Annotated in this window: 11 protein-coding genes; 2 read left to right on the top strand and 9 right to left on the bottom strand. The window is 65.9% G+C overall.

Annotated elements, in window-relative coordinates; genetic code table 11:
• Positions 1-9: 9 nt before the first annotated feature.
• Positions 10-729: a polysaccharide biosynthesis/export family protein gene (locus FBR43_RS05705; RefSeq protein WP_136942252.1), complete on the bottom strand. Its 720-nt coding sequence runs from the start codon at positions 727-729 to the stop codon at positions 10-12.
• 258 nt (positions 730-987) lie between these two features.
• Here FBR43_RS05705 and FBR43_RS05700 point away from each other — a divergent pair, with 258 nt between their 5' ends.
• On the top strand, positions 988-1,299 hold the full coding sequence (locus FBR43_RS05700; RefSeq protein WP_136942251.1) for a hypothetical protein: 312 nt from the start codon (positions 988-990) through the stop codon (positions 1,297-1,299).
• Positions 1,300-1,575: 276 nt separating this feature from the next.
• Positions 1,576-2,139 carry a CC0125/CC1285 family lipoprotein gene (locus FBR43_RS05695; RefSeq protein ID WP_136942250.1) on the top strand — a complete coding sequence of 188 codons (564 nt, stop codon included), beginning with the start codon at positions 1,576-1,578 and terminating at the stop codon, positions 2,137-2,139.
• A gap of 64 nt (positions 2,140-2,203) precedes the next feature.
• Here the strand turns inward: FBR43_RS05695 and secA are convergent, their stop codons facing one another.
• The 8 genes from secA to FBR43_RS05655 all read right to left on the bottom strand — a co-directional run bounded on the left by secA (position 2,204) and on the right by FBR43_RS05655 (position 17,276).
• Positions 2,204-4,933 carry a preprotein translocase subunit SecA gene (gene secA / locus FBR43_RS05690; protein WP_136942249.1) on the bottom strand — a complete coding sequence of 910 codons (2,730 nt, stop codon included), beginning with the start codon at positions 4,931-4,933 and terminating at the stop codon, positions 2,204-2,206.
• Between the two features lie 113 nt (positions 4,934-5,046).
• Positions 5,047-5,328: a hypothetical protein gene (locus FBR43_RS05685; RefSeq protein ID WP_136942248.1), complete on the bottom strand. Its 282-nt coding sequence runs from the start codon at positions 5,326-5,328 to the stop codon at positions 5,047-5,049.
• A 10-nt stretch (positions 5,329-5,338) separates the two neighbouring features.
• Positions 5,339-6,772, bottom strand: a complete 1,434-nt coding sequence (locus FBR43_RS05680) for an alpha,alpha-trehalose-phosphate synthase (UDP-forming) (protein WP_249276470.1) — start codon at positions 6,770-6,772, stop codon at positions 5,339-5,341.
• Positions 6,769-8,568 (bottom strand): glycoside hydrolase family 15 protein, encoded by a 1,800-nt coding sequence (locus tag FBR43_RS16425; protein WP_249276469.1) that lies wholly within the window; start codon positions 8,566-8,568, stop codon positions 6,769-6,771. The genes FBR43_RS05680 and FBR43_RS16425 overlap by 4 nt, the downstream gene beginning before the upstream one ends.
• Entirely contained in the window at positions 8,565-9,308 is a 744-nt protein-coding gene (otsB, locus tag FBR43_RS05670; protein ID WP_136942245.1) for a trehalose-phosphatase, read from the bottom strand. The genes FBR43_RS16425 and otsB overlap by 4 nt, the downstream gene beginning before the upstream one ends.
• Before the next feature lie 75 nt (positions 9,309-9,383).
• Positions 9,384-10,859, bottom strand: coding sequence for a flavin-containing monooxygenase (locus FBR43_RS05665; RefSeq protein WP_136942244.1), 1,476 nt, complete (start codon positions 10,857-10,859; stop codon positions 9,384-9,386).
• Between the two features lie 64 nt (positions 10,860-10,923).
• The gene (locus FBR43_RS05660; RefSeq protein ID WP_136942243.1) at positions 10,924-15,114 is read right to left on the bottom strand and encodes a translocation/assembly module TamB domain-containing protein; all 4,191 of its coding nucleotides are present in this window, start codon (positions 15,112-15,114) and stop codon (positions 10,924-10,926) included.
• A complete protein-coding gene (locus FBR43_RS05655; protein ID WP_394344042.1) occupies positions 15,114-17,276 on the bottom strand; it encodes an autotransporter assembly complex protein TamA in 2,163 nt (720 codons plus the stop codon). The genes FBR43_RS05660 and FBR43_RS05655 overlap by 1 nt, the downstream gene beginning before the upstream one ends.
• Positions 17,277-17,513: the final 237 nt, after the last annotated feature.

Raw genomic sequence — 17,513 nt, 5'->3', positions numbered from 1 at the left:
CGCACGCCGTTAGAAAGGGCGGAAGATCGCCAGCAGCGGCACCGACTGGATGAAGTCGCGGAATGCCTGGCGCGAGCGCGATCCGTCGACCACGATGATATCGTTGCTGTAGATTGCCGGATCGGGGTCTACCCCGGTGCGGATCGTGGTCAGGTCGAACGCTGCCGCCTGCCGCTGGCCGTTGATCGTGCGAAACACGACCACGCGCTTGGGATTGGCGTTCTGGTCGGTGCCGCGCGCCATCGCGACGGCCTGGATCAGCGTGGTCGGGCCGCGAATCTCGAAGATGCCGGGCTGCGTGACCGACCCGTCGACCGTGATGCGGCCCGCCTCGGCTTCCTTAAGTGCCACCTGCACGCGCGGCTGGCGCAGATACCGCGCGTCGAGCTGCGTCGTCAGCGTCTGCGCGAGTTCGCTCGTCGTACGCCCCTGTGCCTCGATCGCGCCGATAAGCGGCAGCTGGATGTTTCCGGTCGAATCGACCGTATGCTCGCCCGACAGCGCCTCGACCTGGAAAACATTGATCGTCACCACGTCGCCCGGCATCAGCCGATGATCGGCAGTGCGCTGGATCGCCGGAAGGTCGGGCGCCACGAAGTCGGTGCGGTCATAGGCTACGGGGCCGCCGCGCGAACCCGTCGAGCACCCCGCAAGAAGAAGCGCCATGCCGAACGCGAATGCGATCGCCATCAGCTGTCGGCTGCCACGCAGCATCGCCGGTACCATCATGTCACGCACTCCCCCGCCCGAACACGAGCATCACCGCAGCGCGCATATTCCAATATGAAAGAATTGGAAACCCGCCGCCGCGACCCGCACCCTGCGGAAGCGCGGCGCAACGGACGGAGTACCCGAGACCTGAAAACGCGTTAGGCCGCGTTTGCAGGGAACGGCAGGATCGATTAAGGGTTTTGGCGTACAGCGACTCACGATCGAGCTAGCTGATACTGCGTTGCGGCATTTCGTGCTGGGATGCGGCAAACAGGGTTGAACATCTCGCCGGTCAGTGTTAATGCGCCGTCGAAACGAATTCAGGGAGAAGTTGACATGGTTATCCGGAAAGCAGCGGCGAAGACCGCGATGGCCGCGCTTCTTCTGGGCGCCGTCGCAGCGCCGGCGATGAGCGCAGAGGCGAATGCCCGCGTGAACAACGCTGTAGGCGCGGCATCGGCTGCCGTCGTGCAGGAAGAAGGCACTGGAGCGGGCACCGTGCTGGTAGCGGTCCTTGCTGCGGCGGCGATTGGCGCCGGCATCTGGGCCGCTGTCGACGAGGACGGCGAGCCGGTCAGCCCCGATTGAGTTGACTGCCTTTGCGATTGAATGAGACGGCCTCTTCGGGGGCCGTTTTTTTTGGCGCTTGCACTTTGGCTTGCGACCGTCGGGTGCGCTACGCCACGCGTTCATCGTCGGGCAATCCACGATCCTGCACACTTCACCGAATTGCGAACGGGGAGCCGAAGCGCGCGCCGGACGTTGAATGATGACATGCCGTCGCGCCGCTAGCGTCGGCCACGACTGGAGTGTTCTCGCATGATGCGACCCGTTCGATCCCTCAACGCGCACAAGGCAGTGGCGATGGCCCTGGCAAGCACGCTTGCGCTTGCCGCCTGCGCAACGCCGACACCCTATCAGCCTGCAACGGGCTCGCGCTATGCGCCCAACGGCTATTTCGACGAGCAGATCGAGCGCGACCGCTTCCGCATCACCTTCGCGGGCAACAGCCTTACCTCGCGCGAGACGGTCGAGCGTTATCTGTTGTTCCGCGCCGCGCAGCTCACGCTCGAGCGTGGCTACGACCATTTCGTCCTCGCCAACCGCGATACCGAGCGCCAGTCGCGCACGCAGATCATCGACAACGGCTTCGGCCCGGGTTGGGGTCCCGGCCTCTATGGTGGCGGCTTCTGGGGCCCGTCGTGGCGTTTCGCGCGGCCGGGCTTCGGCTGGGGTCCGTGGGGCGGCTGGGGCGGCGGCTTCGGCGGCGGGATCACCGACGTACGTCAGATCAACCGCTACGAGGCGAGTGCCGAGATTCTGGTCGGCCGTGGTCCGAAACCGCAAGACGTCCGCGCTTTCGACGCTCGCGACGTGATCGAGAATCTCGGTCCGAACATCCGCTATCCCGAGGATGTGCGCCGCTAAGTCGGCGCCCTGTCGAAATCGGTAATCAGCCCCGCGCGAGCCATCGCGCGGGGCTTTTCGTTTCTCAGGCTACCAGCGCGCCGTGGCAATGCTTGTATTTGCGCCCCGACCCGCAGGGGCACGGCGCATTGCGGCTGACGCGCCCTTCCCACGCTGCGGGATCGTCGCCCAACGCCTCGGGCTCGGGGCGTGGCGTCTGGCGCGGCGGAACGACGTTGATCGATCCGTCGAAGTCGTCGCTGTTGTCCTCGCCCGTCAGCGGGTCGAAATGGTGCGTCAGGAAGTCGGGCAGTTCGGGCAGCGGCGGCGGCGCCTGCATGCCGAACTGCGCCATCGCGAACGTACGCGTCACATCCTCGCGGATGTTGGTCAGCATCCGCTCGAACAGCGCGAATGCTTCCTGCTTGTATTCGTTGATCGGCGTCTTCTGCGCATAGGCGCGCAGGTGCACGACCTGGCGCAGCGCATCGAGGATCGCCAGATGCTCTTTCCAGTGATGGTCCAGATTCTGGAGCAGGATCGATTTTTCGACCTGCGCCCAGCTCTCGGGCGGCAGATCCTTCGACTTCTCCTCGATCAGCGCGTCGGCGGCTGCCTGGATACGGTTCTCGACACCTTCGGGCTCGAGTCCGTCCTGCTCGGCGATCCACTGGTCGACGGGCGCCTCGACATTGAGCACCTCGCGCGCGCGCTCCTTCAGTCGCTCGACGTCCCACTGCTCGTGATAGCTGTTCATCGGAATCGCCTCGGCGACGATGGCGTTCACCGTCTCGGCGCGCATGTCGGCCACCACGTCGCCCACCGTTTCGGCATCCATGATGTCGGCGCGCTGTTCGTAGATGACCTTGCGCTGGTCGTTCATGACGTTGTCATACTCGACGACCTGCTTGCGGATATCGTAGTTGCGCGCCTCGACCTTCTTCTGCGCGGTCTCGATCGCCTTGGTCAGCCACTTCGATCCGATCGCCTCGCCATCGGCGATGTTCGATCGCATCATCTTGGCGAACATCGTGTCGGGCCCGAAGATGCGCAGCAGATCGTCGTCGAGGCTCAGATAGAAGCGGCTGAGACCCGGATCGCCCTGGCGTCCCGAACGGCCGCGCAGCTGGTTGTCGATGCGGCGGCTCTCATGCCGCTCGGTGCCGAGCACGAACAGGCCACCGGCGGCAAGCACTGCAGCCTTCTCCTCGACGATCTCGGCCTTGATCCGCTCGATCGCGGCATCGCGCTCAGGCCCTTCGGGCATTTCGCCAAGCTCGTCGGCGATGCGGAACTCGAGATTGCCACCCAGCTGGATGTCGGTGCCGCGGCCGGCCATGTTGGTGGCGATCGTCACCGCGCCGGCGCGCCCGGCCTGCGACACGATGTGTGCCTCCATTTCATGATAGCGCGCGTTGAGCACCTTGTGCGGCACATTCTCCTGCTGGAGATACTCGCTGAGCAGCTCGGACTTCTCGATCGAGACGGTGCCGACGAGCACCGGCTGGCCCTTCTCGGCATGTTCCTTGATGGCGCGCGCGATCGCCATGAACTTGTCCCGCATCGACTTGTAGAACTCGTCTTCCTCGTCGATGCGCTGGACGGGCACGTTGGTGGGGATCGACACCACGTTCATCTTGTAGATGTCGTGGAACTCAGCCGCCTCGGTCGCCGCGGTGCCGGTCATGCCCGAAAGCTTGGGATACATGCGAAAATAATTCTGGAAGGTGATCGAGGCCAGCGTCTGGTTCTCGGGCTCGATGGTGACGCCTTCCTTGGCTTCCACGGCCTGATGCAGACCGTCGGACCAGCGGCGGCCGTCCATCATGCGGCCGGTGAATTCGTCGATGATGACGACCTTGCCGTCCTTGACGATATAGTCGGTGTCGACCTTGAACATCATGTTGGCGCGCAGCGACTGGTTGACGTGGTGCACGACCTGCGTGTTCTCGAAGTCGTAGAGATTGGCGCCTTCGAGCAGGCCGGCGGCCTCGAGCATCCGCTCGACCTTCTCGGTGCCGTCCTCGGTGAGGATCACCGACTTCTGCTTCTCGTCCTTCTCGTAATCGTCGGCCTCGAGCTGTCGGACGATCGCGTCGACCTTGAGGTACAGCTCGGACTTGTCGTCGGTCGGCCCCGAGATGATGAGCGGAGTGCGCGCCTCGTCAATAAGGATCGAGTCGACCTCGTCGACGATCGCGAAGCTAAAGGGCTTCTGGACCATCGACTCGCGGTCATACTTCATGTTGTCGCGCAGATAGTCGAAGCCGAACTCGTTGTTCGTGCCGTAGGTGATGTCCGAATGATACGCCTCGCGCCGCTGATGATCGGCGAGGTTGGGCACGATCACGCCGGTAGTAAGGCCGAGAAAGCCATACAACCGCCCCATCCACTCGGCATCGCGCCGCGCCAGATAGTCGTTGACGGTGACGACGTGCACGCCGGTGGCGGGCAGCGCGTTGAGATAGGTCGCGAGCGTCGCCACCAGCGTCTTGCCTTCGCCCGTGCGCATCTCGGCGATCTCGCCGCGATGCAGCACGATGCCGCCGATCATCTGGACGTCGAAATGCCGCATCCCGAGCACGCGCACCGATGCCTCTCGCACCGTCGCAAAGGCTTCGGGCAGGATCGCATCAAGCGTCTCGCCGGCATCGAGCCGCTCGCGAAAGCGCTGCGTCTGCGCGGCGAGGTCGTCATCGGACAGCGCCTGCATCGCGGGCTCGAAGCTCGCGATCTTCTGCACGATGGGATTGAGCGATTTGACGTAACGGTCGTTCGACGATCCGAAAAAGGTCTTGGCAAGGCCACCCAGCATCGAGAAATCCAGTCTATGTGCGAATGCCCCTCGGCACGCGCATGGCGGCGGATCGGGGCGGAAAGAAAACGAAGCAAACGCCGCAGTCGCGCGACAAAGGATGCGCTGTCGCGCTATTCGCGCCGGCGTCCCGTAAGCCGGTCACGCGGCTGATCGATCAGACGCGTGGCGGCTGGTGACGCAATCTCGAGGGCAATCGGCGTCGGGCGCAAATGCTCGAACGGCGCGGCTGCCGAAGCGCGCGCCGAAATGGCGAGCGCGGCAACCTTCTGCGCCTGTGCGCCGACGGCAAGAGCGGCGGGCGCCGATAGCTGCCGTTCGGCCGCGCTCGCGCCGGGCATGACGATACCCGTCATCGCCGCCAGCAGCGCGTACAGGAGAGGCAGCAGGTTCACGCGCCGCTATCTATGCGCTGTCGCGCCCGGCGTCCACCGCCCGTGACGATGGCAAGGTCTCGGCGGCTTCGCCGCTGCCGATCAGCACGTCGGTAAAGCGCTTGCGCCACCACCGCACGTCCTGCGCCTCGACATTCGCCATCATCGCGCGCCAGCGTGCGATGCGTTCGTCTCGGGGCATCTTGAGCGCCACCACGATGGCGTCCGAAATTTCCTCGGCGCTGTACGGATTGACCAGCACCGCGCCCTCGCCCAGCTGCGCCGCGGCCCCCGCGAAACGCGACAAGATCAGGACGCCGGGATCTTCGGGATCCTGCGCGGCGACATATTCCTTCGCCACGAGATTCATGCCATCGCGAAGCGGCGTCACCAGCCCGATGCGCGCCGCGCGATAGATGCCCGCCAGCTGGTCGCGCGGATAGCCTTGGTTGACATAGCGGATGGGCACCCAGTCGACATCGGCATAGGCGCCGTTGATACGCCCCGACAGGCCTTCGAGCGTGGTGCGGATCTTCTGATAGCTCTCCACCCCGCCACGCGAGGGCGGCGCGATCTGGAGCAGGAACACCTCCTTGCGCTCCTCGGGATGCTCCTGAAGAAAGCGCTCATAGCCAAGGAAGCGCTCCTCGAGCCCCTTCGAATAATCGAGACGATCCACCCCGACGATCAAGTCACGCCCCACTGCCGAATCGCGCATCCGGCGATAGGCAAGCCGTGCCGTCGGGCTGCGCGATGCCTCGACGAACTCGGTCGTGTCGATGCCGATGGGATTGGCCATCACCTCGAGCGTGCGATCGCCAAGCGTGAGCGTATCGCCCTCGCGGGCGGCGCCCAGCTCGTCGACGGCATAGTCGCAGAAGCTTTCGAGCCACTCGTCGGTGTGGAAACCGATGACATTATAGTCGAACAGATGGCCGACTAGCTCCGCGGCTTCGGGCAGCACCGCCAGCAGGCGGCGCGGCGGCCAGGGTATGTGGAGAAAGAAGCCGATCCGGTTGCGGCAGCCGCGTTTGCGTAGCGCGCTCCCGAGTGGGAACATGTGATAGTCCTGAATCCAGACGATATCGTCGGCCTCGATCAGCGGCCGTACCGTGTCGGCGAAGCGATCGTTGACGCGCTGATAGCCGCCGGCGAAATCGCGCTCATATTCGGCGAGGTCGATGCGGTAATGAAATAGTGGCCACAACGTGCGGTTGGCGTAGCCGTTATAATATTCTTCGAGATCCTGCTCCTCGAGGTCGACCGTGGCGGTGGTGACGCCGTGGTTGCGTTGGAAATTGATGTGGCCACTGAACTTTTCGGTCACCTCGCCCGACCAGCCGAACCACAGCCCCTTATACTCGCGCAGCGCCGCCGAGAGCGCCACAGCCAGCCCCCCCTGCGCGCCCGATTTCGAATCGGTCGGCGCCGACACGCGGTTGGAAATGATGATGAGGCGGCTCAACGGATCGCGCTCCAGGGTTTGCTCAGCAGAACGGCGCAATTGATCATGCCGACAAGCGAGTAGGTCTGCGGGTAATTGCCCCACAATTCGCCGGTCTGCGGATCGATATCTTCGCTCAAAAGCCCGGCGGCGGTGCGCCTTGATAGCATCTCTTCGAACAATTGTCGTGCATCGGCATCGCGACCCGTGAAATGCAGCGCCTCTATCAGCCAGAAGGTGCATACGTTGAACGCCGTTTCGGGCAGGCCGAAGTCATCCTCGGTATCGTAGCGCAGCATGTGGCTGCCGCGCCGCAGCCCCTGCTCGACCGCCGCAAGCGTGCCGCGAAATCGCGGATCGTCGGGCGACAGGAAGCGCAGATCGAGCAACTGGATCAGACTCGCATCAAGATCATCGCCCGAAAAGGTCGCCGACATGCGATTTGTATCGGGCCGCCATGCGCGCGTCTCGATCGTCGCGCGCATCGTCGCCGCGCGCTCGGCCCAATAGGCCTGCCGCTCGCCCAGGCCCAGCCGCTCGGCGGCGTTGGCAAGCCGGTCGCAGGCGGCCCAGCACATCGCGGCCGAGTAGGTGTGCACAGACTGGCGCGTGCGCAGCTCCCACAGCCCAGCATCGGGCTTGTCGTACAGCTCCCAGGCACGCTCGCCGACGCGCTCGAGCGCCTCGAAATCCTCGACGCCTGCCATGCGCAGCAGCCGCTCGTCGAAAAAGGCCTGCACGTTCGATAGCACGATCTGGCCATAGGCATCGTGCTGCACCTGCTCGTAGGCGAGATTGCCGACGCGCACCGGCCCCATGCCGCGATAGCCCGCCAGCCGCGGCGCTTCCCACTCGTGCAGCTCGGCCTCGCCCAGCACGCCGTAGAGCGGCTGGATATAGCCGCCCTTGGCATCGTCGACGATGTTGCGAAGATAGCCGAGATACCCTTCGAGCACGTCGAGCGCGCCCACGCGGTTGAGCGCCTGCACGGTGTAATAGGCATCGCGAATCCAGCAGTAGCGATAGTCCCAGTTGCGCTGCGATCCCGCATGTTCGGGGATCGAGGTCGTCAGCGCCGCAACGATCGCACCCGTCTCCTCATATTGGCACAGCTTGAGCGTGATCGCCGAACGGATGACCACGTCCTGCCACATGAACGGGGTCGCCAGCCCGCGCGCCCAGTTCTGCCAGTGCTGGCGCGTATAGCCGAGCATCTCCTCGACGGCGGTTGCTAGATTGCCCGCGAAGCTCTCGTCGGGGCCAAGGAAGAAGTGCAGCGGCTGCTCGACGCGGAAGCTGCGCTCCTCCTGCAACAGCCCCACGGGCGCGCTGGTCGACAGGCGCAGCTGCAAGCCTTCGAGCAGATAGCGGATATGGTTCGATCCGCTGGTACGCTCGACATTGGGATCGCCCCAGCTTCGCGTCGGCCGCAACCGCACGCGAATGCGCGGACTGCCCGCCACCGGCCGCACGGTCCGCACGAACGCGACCGGGCGATAGGTACGCCCCATCCGCTCGAAGCGCGGGCAGAAATCGGTGACCTCGATCACGCCACCATGACTGTCGGTCATCCGGCTGACGAGAATGGGGGTGTTCTTCACATAATGCTGCTCGACCTGCGCGCAATCCTCAAGGTCGATCGCCCACAGCCCCACGGCCGAGGCATTGTCGGGATCGCGACCGTCGAGCAGCGACGAGAAGGTCGGATCGCCATCGACACGCGGCACGCAGCCCCAGACAATCCGCGCGCGATCGTCGATCAGCGCCGACACCTGGCAATTGCCGATCGGCCATAATTCCATCGAGGGGCTTTTCATCGCACCGCCTCCGCAAGCCATGCGCGCACCGCGTCTACATCGGGCAGGTGCCAGCCGGCGGCAGTGTCACGCGGTGCGCCGACGAGTACCCCTGCCCCGCCCATCTCCGCTACCGCGCGAAAGCCGTCCTCGTCGGTCACGTCGTCGCCCATGAAGATCGGCTTCGTCCCGGCAAAGGGCTCTGTCTGCATGAGGTGGCGTATCGCGGTGCCCTTGTCGCCGGCGGCGGCGCGCAGTTCGATCATCATCTTGCCCGGCTGGAGATGCAGCCCGTGATCGGCTGCGAGTTGCTCGGCGATCTCGAGCGCGGCGGCCTCATGCTGCGGCGCCATGCGATAATGCAGGCCCGCACCGAAGAGCTTGGTTTCGACCAGCACATTTTCGCGCGACGATGCGAATGCCCGCAGCGCGGCTACCGCCTCGTCAAGCGTTGCCGGCACTTCGGGCGCCGCGACGCGGCCATCGGGCCAGCGGAACTCGACGCCGTGGCTGCCGCCGATCGCGAACCCCGGATCGCCGAACAACTCGGCGATATGCGCGCTTGACCGCCCCGTGACGATCGCCAGGCGTCCATCGAGCCGCGCCTGCACGGCATGGACCAGCTCGATCAGCTCGGCATCGGCACGCACCAGATCGGGACGATCCTCGAGCTCGACCAAGGTACCGTCAAAATCGAGAAACAGGCTGGCGCCATCGAGCAGCCCGGTCGGCGGCGCATCACCAGCGGGCGCGGAAATCATATCGTGCAAAACGGCCTCCCGCACGGCCAATGTTTCGCTGCCGTTGCGGTTCCGCAGTGCGGCGAAAAACGAAGATCAGGCGGCCTGAGCGGCGTCCGGCGGGTTCGAGAACTCCATCGCATCATCGATGCGGCCGAAGCGCAATGCCAGCAGATCGCGCGCATAGCTCTGGTGGAGCTTCCACGGTGCGCGGGCGCCCTGCTTGGGGAAGCGTTCCATCGCGCGCTGGACATAGCCCGAGCTGAAATCGAGGAACGGCTCGTCGGCCACGTCGCCGGGTCCGGGCCGCGGCGTCGCGATGCGGACGCCGCGCGCGCGCATCTCGCCGAGCAGGCGGCAGACATAGGCGCTGGTAAGGTCGGCCTTCAGCGTCCACGAGGCGTTGGTATAGCCGAAGGTGTAGGCAAGGTTCGGCACGTCGCTGAACATCATGCCTTTGTAGTTGAGCGTGCGGCTGAAATCGACGCGCGCGCCGTCGACGGTGACGGGCATATCGCTCATGAGCTGCAATTCAAGGCCCGTGGCGGTGACGATGATGTCGGCCTCGAGCACCCGGCCCGACGCGAGCCGGATACCCTCGGGCATCAGCCTCTCGACATGGTCGGTCACCACCTCGGCGCGGCCGGCGCTGATCGCGGCGAACAGATCGGCATCGGGCACCAGACACAGCCGCTGATCCCACGGATCGTAGCGCGGCGTGAAATGCGTATCGATGTCGTAGTCGGGGCCCAGATGGTCGCGCACCCAGCCGAGCAGGCGCTTCTTGGCGCTGGCGGGATTGGCGCGCATCCGCTTGTAGAAGAATTGCTGCAACAGCACGTTGCGCCAGCGGATGAGACCATAGGCGGCAGCCGCCGGCAGCACGCGGCGCAGCGCGTTGGCGATGCGATCCTCGGCGGGGCGCGAGACGACGTAGGTGGGCGATCGCTGCAGCATCGTCACATGCGCCGCCTGCTTCGCCATTTCGGGCACCAGCGTGACCGCCGTGGCCCCGCTGCCGATCACCACCACGCGCTTGCCGGCATAGTCGAGGTTCTCGGGCCAGAATTGCGGATGCACCAGCGTGCCGACAAAGTCGTCGGTGCCGGCGAAGTCGGGCGTATAGCCGCGGTCGTAGCGATAATAGCCCGTGCACATATGCACGAAGCCGCAGCGCCAGAGCTGGCGCTCGCGATCCTCGCCCACCTCGACGGTCAACGTCCAGCGTGCGTCATCGCTCGACCAGTCGGCGGCGACGACGCGATGATTGTAGCGGATATGCGCGTCGATCCCAGCCTCGCGCGCGGTTTCCTCGACATAGTTGAGGATCGAGGGACCATCGGCGATCGCTTTCTGCTCGGTCCAAGGCCGGAAGCCGTAGCCGAGCGTGAACATGTCCGAATCCGAGCGGATGCCGGGATAGCGGAACAGGTCCCAGGTGCCGCCCTTGCGCGCCCGGCCTTCGAGCACCGCATAGCGGAGCTGCGGGTGTTGCGACTGGAGATGCCACGCGGCGCCGATGCCCGAAAGCCCGGCACCCACCACGATCACGTCGAAATCCTGCGTCTGCATCGGCGACCCTCTCAGGCCGTACCGATTATTCGATTTCGTTTCGCAACGGAAGTCCCAGCCGCCCTCAATAATCGCGCGAATAGCGGAAGTTGACGCTCGACCCGCCGAACGACCCTGTCTGCGAGAGCACGCTCAATGCGCGGCTGAGCGCCACCTCGAGCTGGGTCGCGGTGAAGCCGCGCGCATCGGTGATGATCTCGATATAGATGTCGTCAGTGAGATACTGGCCGGCCGCCAGCGCGGTGCCGCGTCCGCTCGCCTCGTCGGCGCCGAGGATGCGCAGCCGGTCGATCCCCGCCGCCTGACGCAACTCGCCAAGCGGATTGAGCCCGCCGCCCGATCCGCGCAGCGAATTGAGTGCCGAAGCGAGCTGGATCGCCTCGGTCGCCGACAGATTGGTCACCGAGCGGCCGAAGAGCAATCGCGCGAGGACCTCGTCCTGCGCCAAAGCCGGCGTCGAGGTGAAGGTGATGTTGGGGCGCTGTGCGGTGCCCGTCGCGTTGATGATCGCCGTCACCCCCTCGGCCGTCGTGCTCGCCGACAGGTTGATGTTGGGGTTGGTGAGGTCGTTGCCCTCATAGCTGATGATCCCGCGATCGAGCTCGAAGCGCTTGCCCGCGAACGAATAGGTGCCGCGGATCGATTCGATCGTGCCGGCAATGCGCGGCGCCGCCGACGTGCCGGTGATGCGCAGATCGGCTTCCCATTCGGATTCGAGGCCCATGCCCGATACGAACAGCCGATTGTCGGCGCGCACGTTGATCGCGAGGCGGAACAGCCCCGGCGGTCCGGCGGCCGCGCGCTGCTCGCTCGCGGGCGATTCGAGCGCGTCGGTACGGCGGCGCACGCCGGTGAGTTCGGGCACTTCGGCCGATCCCTGGCGGATGAACTGGTAGCGCGCCTCGGGGATCACGATGTCGCCCTGGATCAGCCCGCCATCTGGGCCGTTGGTGACGCGGATGTTACCATTGGCCGTCGCACCCAGCATGTCGCTGCGCGCAAGACTGGCGTTGGTGAGTTGCGCGCGCACGTCGATGGGGAAGCCGCTATTGGCGGCCAGCCCGACATAACCCTGCGCCGTAACCGTACCCTCGCCCGCAGTCGCGCGCAGCTCGGTCAGCTCGAACCGGTCGTTCGAGAAGCGGCCGTTGATGCGCATGTTCGAAAGCCGTGTGCCGAAGGTCTCGTTCTCGTAGACGAGATCGTTCGCGCGCACGACGCCCGCGACGCGCGGCGCGCCCGTGGTGCCCGAGAAGTCGGCGGCGATGCCGATCGGCCCTTCGAGCTGCTGGTCGGCAATTCCGCTCAACGACCACAATACCGAGGCAGGCCCGTTGTAGCGGATGCCGCCGGTCAGCGCGCTGCCCGCACCGATGCCTGCGTTGATGCGGCCGATCGTGGCGCCGCGCCGCTGGACGATAGCGCGCAGATTGCTGTTGCCCGAGCCCAGCGACCCCACCGCCTGGATGTCGACCGGATCGGATACCGTCGACAGGCTGGTGCGCTGGAAATTGGCGATGCGGAAGCGCGTGCTGCCCGTGGGGCTCGCCGCGCCTGCGGGCTGACGCACGTCGAAGCTGCCCGTCGCGCTGCCGCTCAGGCCGAGCCCAGGCACGAAGGCGTTGGCGATCTGGAGGTCGAGCTTGTCGAGCCGCCCCTGCACCGCATAGCCGTCGCCATAGCTGCCGGCGATGCGCGCGGTCCCCTGGTCGAAATCGATGCGCGTGGCCAACAGGCGATAGCTACCATTCGCCGGCAGGATTCGCGCGGGGCTTGCGGTGCGGAAACCGATGCCGTTGCCCTCGCCGTCGAGTGCCACCAGCCATTGCTGCGGGCTGAGGCGCGCATTGGCGGCAACCCGGAACGGCACGCCCGACGAGCCCGTCGCGAGCGCCTGCACCGTACCCGATCCGCCGCGATAGTCGCCACGCGCGCGCGCCTCGGTGATGACGAACTCGCCCTGGCGGAAATTGGCGACCTGCGCATCGAATACCGCGGCGGGAGCATCGTCGTACAGCACGACCGACGCGTCGATCAGCGCGCGACCGATGGTGATGCCGAGGTCACCCGGGATACGCGCATTGGCCGCGCGCGCATCGACATCGACGCGCTGGAAGCGCCCAGCGGCGCCGAGCCGCGCATCGCCTGCGATGCCCGATCCGGCGAAATTGAGCGCGCCAGTGAACGGCCCTGCATCGGTCGCGGCGACGCGGCCGTTGAAGGTGACGCCGGCGAACACCGTATCGCGGATATCGGCGGTGAGCCGCGGTGCCGTGCGCAGCACTACATTGGCATCGAACGGTCCGTAATCGGTGCCGCCCGTCGCGTTGATCGCATAGGCGTCGCCCTGCCCGCGGATGTTGGCGACGAGATCGACAAGCCCGACGCCGACACCGGGGCGCGGTGCGCGCACCAGCACCACTGGCGCCGCGACGCTGCCCGATACGCGCGCCGTGATGGGACCATATTGCGTCGAATAGGCATCGGCGTTGACGAGCAGCGGTCCGGCGAAGTCATAGCGCCCCGAACCATTGGTGATGCGGAACTGCGGCGCGTTGAGCCGCAGATTGTCGAACGTCACGATGCCTTCGGGCGAAAGCGCGACATTCAACGCCGTCGTCGCGTTGCCACCGAGGAAATTGGCGATGCCCTCGTTGAACAGCCGCCGCGTCTGCGCCACCACGCGCCCGCGAATGCCATAGCCATCGGCAGTGGCGACCAGATCGGCATTGGTCTGCAGATCGATGATGCCGATCGAGGCAACTTCATATTCGTTGACGCGGCCGTTGAGCGCGCCGGTGTAGCGGCCCGATTCGAGATCCGCGACGATGATCGCGGTCGCGTCGATGCGGTCCGAACGGATGCGCAGATTGTCTGACAGCACCTGCGTGCCCGAATAGGCGATGTCGCCATTGATCGCGACATTGGTGACGAGGCCGCCCACCGCCGCGTTCAGCCCCGCGATCCGCGCGGCGCGTGCATTGACGGGTACGAGGATGCGGTCGGCATCGACGGTCGCGCGGCCTTCGGCATAGAGTTGCTCGACGATCGTTTCGCCGAAGCCGATCGCCGCGGCCTGCACCTTGTAATCGACCGTCGGCGTCGCGAACGGACCTTCGAGCGCCACTGCCGCGCGCACCGAGCGACCGTTGAGATTGTCGAGGATTGCCCCCGGCGTCAGCAGCAGCGCCTCGACGCGGACGTTCGAGAAGCGGCTGTTGCCGAGATCGATCAGCCCCTGGCTGGCAACCGACAGCGCATCCGATCGCACGCGCAATTGCTGCTCGAGCCGGCGGTTCTCGAGCAGCCGCGCGTCGAGCGCGATATCGAGCTGCGGCGCGGTCAGCCGCTCGACCGGGCCTTCGAGATACACGCCCGGTCGCGCGGCTCCGCGCACACGGAAGAAGCCGTCGCGCGCATCGACGCCGATATTGGCGAGTTGCGCGCCGCCTAGCGTTCCGGCCAGCCGGCCCTGCCAGCGCGCCCATGTCCCGTCGCCATCGATCGTGACGAACAGCGGCGCCTGCAGGCCCGCCATCGTGCCTACCAGGCCCTGCGCCGGTGCATTGAGCTTGAGGTCGAGGTCGAAGCGATCGTCGTCGGGCACCGCATCGAGCGCGAGCGTCATGCGGTCGCCGCCTGCCACGCCCGGCGCGGCGATCGTCGCGGCGTTCGCCGTCAGCTGCGCGCGCCGATCGGCGATATGCACTCCGCCGGCCACGCGCGCGATGTGGCGCTGGCCGGTCACGGCCTCGCCCAGTTCGATCCGCGCAATCTCGAGCCGGTTGACGTCGATGTCGATGTCGGGAAGCAGCGGCGCATCGGGGTCGCTCGGCACCTCGTTGAGCTCGGGCAGCCGATCGAGCCGCACCAGCGGGCTGGTGAGCGTGCGCACATCGACATGGTTGTTCGCGAAGGCGAAGGGGCGCCAGTCCACCGCGAGCTCGGGCGAGGTGAGGAACACGCCCTTCGGATCGCGCACCGCGACATTGCGCAGCACCATCGCGCCGTAGAGCGATCCGTCGATGCGCCCGACGCTGACGTTTAGGCCCGACGCGGTCGTGAACCCGCCGATCTGGTCGGCGAGGAAGCGCCGCCCCGGTGAGGTGTTGAGCCCGAACACGATCAGCATCACGATGATCGCGAGCGCAGCGATGACGATGCCGATCCATTTGACGATACGTTGCCACAGCGGGCGTCGCTCGATCACCACCGTCTCGGGCGCGGTATCGTCGGGGCGTGCGGTATCGGTCATCAGAACGCCTGCCCGATCGAGATGTAGAGCGCGATCAGCGATTCGCCCTCCTGCCGGTTGATCGGCGTGGCCACGTCGACGCGCATCGGACCGAAATTGGTGTAGAAGCGCCCGCCGATGCCCGCGCCGAACCTGAGGTCCGATCCCTTGGGCAGCGACGAATCATAGACCTGGCCGGCATCAAGAAACGGCACGATGCCGAAATTGCCGAAACGATAGCGGGCCTCGATCGCGAACTCGTTGAGGCTGCGACCGCCCACCGGGCGGAAGATGGTGGGCGAGCTGTCTTCGTCCTCGGGATCGAAATCGGGATTGGCCTCGATCGTGCGCGGGCCGAGTTCCTGGAAGCCGAAGCCGCGCACCGATCCGCCGCCGCCGGCATAATAGCGGCGCGAAGGCGCCAGATCGTCGCGGTCGATACCGAAAATACCGCCGGCGCGCGCACGGCCGGCGATCACCAGACTGTCGCTGACCGGGAAATAGCCCGTCGCCTCGACCATCGTGCGCGCATAGAAACGCGACGCGCCCTGGATCGAGCCTTCGGGGCTGAGATTGAGCTTGAGGCGGAAGCCGCGCGTGGGATTGAGCAGATCGTCCGACGTATCGAAGCCCGCGAACAGCGGCAGCGCGGCGATGCCGTAGGTGCGCCGCACGCGTTCGTTGAGGTCAAAATCGAACACGTCCTCGTTGGTGCCGATCAGCTCGACGCCATAATAATAGGTGAAGCGCTTCTGCCAGATCGGCGTCGAATCATAGCTGATGCGCGCGGCAAGCGTGCCGGTGAACGCCTCGAACGCATCGTAGTTCGATCGGTTGGCGAGCGCCTGCAACTGGAAGGTGCGATCGCGCCGCCCGGCATTCGAGCGGCGGAAGGTCAGCCCCGCGCCTTGCTCCTGCGTGCCGGCAATGACGTTGCCGATCAGCGCGCCCTCGGGCGGAAACAGGTTACGATGGGTCCACGTACCCTCGACGCGGATACCCTGCCCCGTGCCGTAGCCGGCTTCGGCGGCAAGCGTGCGCGGCGGGCCGGCATTCTGGCGCACCAGCAGGTCGACCTGCTCGGTGCCGTCGGGGCCGGCTCGGCCGGTGCGCTGCGGCTCGACCGATACGGTCGAGAACAGGTTGGTCGCGATCAGCGCATCGCGCAGGTCGTCGACCATCCGCACGTCGTAAAGCTCGCCGGGCTCGAAGCGCGCGAGCAACTCGACATGGTCGCGATCGAAGGCAAGATCGCCCTCGGTACTGATCGTCGCGAACGACGCGCGCGGACCGACCGTGACGGGCAGCGTATAGTCGCCAGTGAAGTCACGCTCGTCGAGCAGAATGTCGCGCTGGCCGATCTCGGCAAAGGGATAGCCCTGCTGCGGCAATTTGAGCGCCAGATTGGCCTCGGCACCCTGTACGCGCACCGCCTCGATCGAGTCGCCCACCTTGAGCGGCAATTCGCGCGTCAGCAATTCGGGCGGCACCGTCGGGCCGCCGTTGATCGTCACCGATGCCAGCGAATAGCGCTCGCCCGGCGTCGAGTTCATGCGCACCACCAGATTGCCCGAATTGGCCGGATTCTGCTCGATCGTCGACACCGCCGCCGCGTCGTAATAGCCGAGCGAGCGCATGAGCCGCACCGCAAGCTGCTCGTCCTCGCGCGCCCGCGCGGCGACCATCGCGGCGTTGGCCGCCTTGCCGTCACCCTCCTCGAGCGCCGAAAGCTCTTCGAACTGGCCGTTGAGCTCGAGCTCCTCGAGACCTGTGACCGCCACGGTGTACCGGATCTCGACGGTTCGCGGATCGGGCCCTTCGGCGGTTTCGACCGGGGGATTGATGTCGAACGTGGCAAGTGGCGGCAGCGGCTCGGCGAGCGTAGCCTCATCGGGCAGCGGCTGTGGCGGTATGGCGGCAGGATCGGTGATCTGGGGTGCCGGCACGTCGGGACGGGTGTTCGTTACCGGCGGCGGCGCGGCCGGTGTTTCGAAATCCTCGATCGGCTCGAGCGGTGCGTTTGGGTCGTCGGACAGCGAGGGCAGCGCCTGCTCGAACTCGGCATCGGGCACGATGGCTTGCGGGGACGGCGCAGGCTCGCTGGAGGTGGACTGCACCGGCGCCGACGCGCTCGCATTGCTCTGCGCAGCAGCAATCGCTGGCGAGAGCGACACGCTCGCCAGCAACCATAGATAGCTGTGTGTTGCTTCTCGCACCCGGTCCCCGCTCGGACATGCCCCTCGGCATGCTCCGCCCCTTTCGAAGCCCTCCCAACGCGGCAGGGCGATATTGGCTCCCTATCAGACTGAATTTGCTTTTAAGTCAGCATCAAAACGCCGCGTTGTGTCGTTTCGATGCATCTTTCGCGCGCGATGCGACGTTCGTTCGACGATGGGGGTGCAGACATGCGCCAGCGACGG

The organism is Sphingomonas baiyangensis (genome assembly GCF_005144715.1).
GTDB lineage: Bacteria > Pseudomonadota > Alphaproteobacteria > Sphingomonadales > Sphingomonadaceae > Sphingomonas > Sphingomonas baiyangensis.
This window is presented reverse-complemented; position numbering and strand designations above follow the sequence as displayed.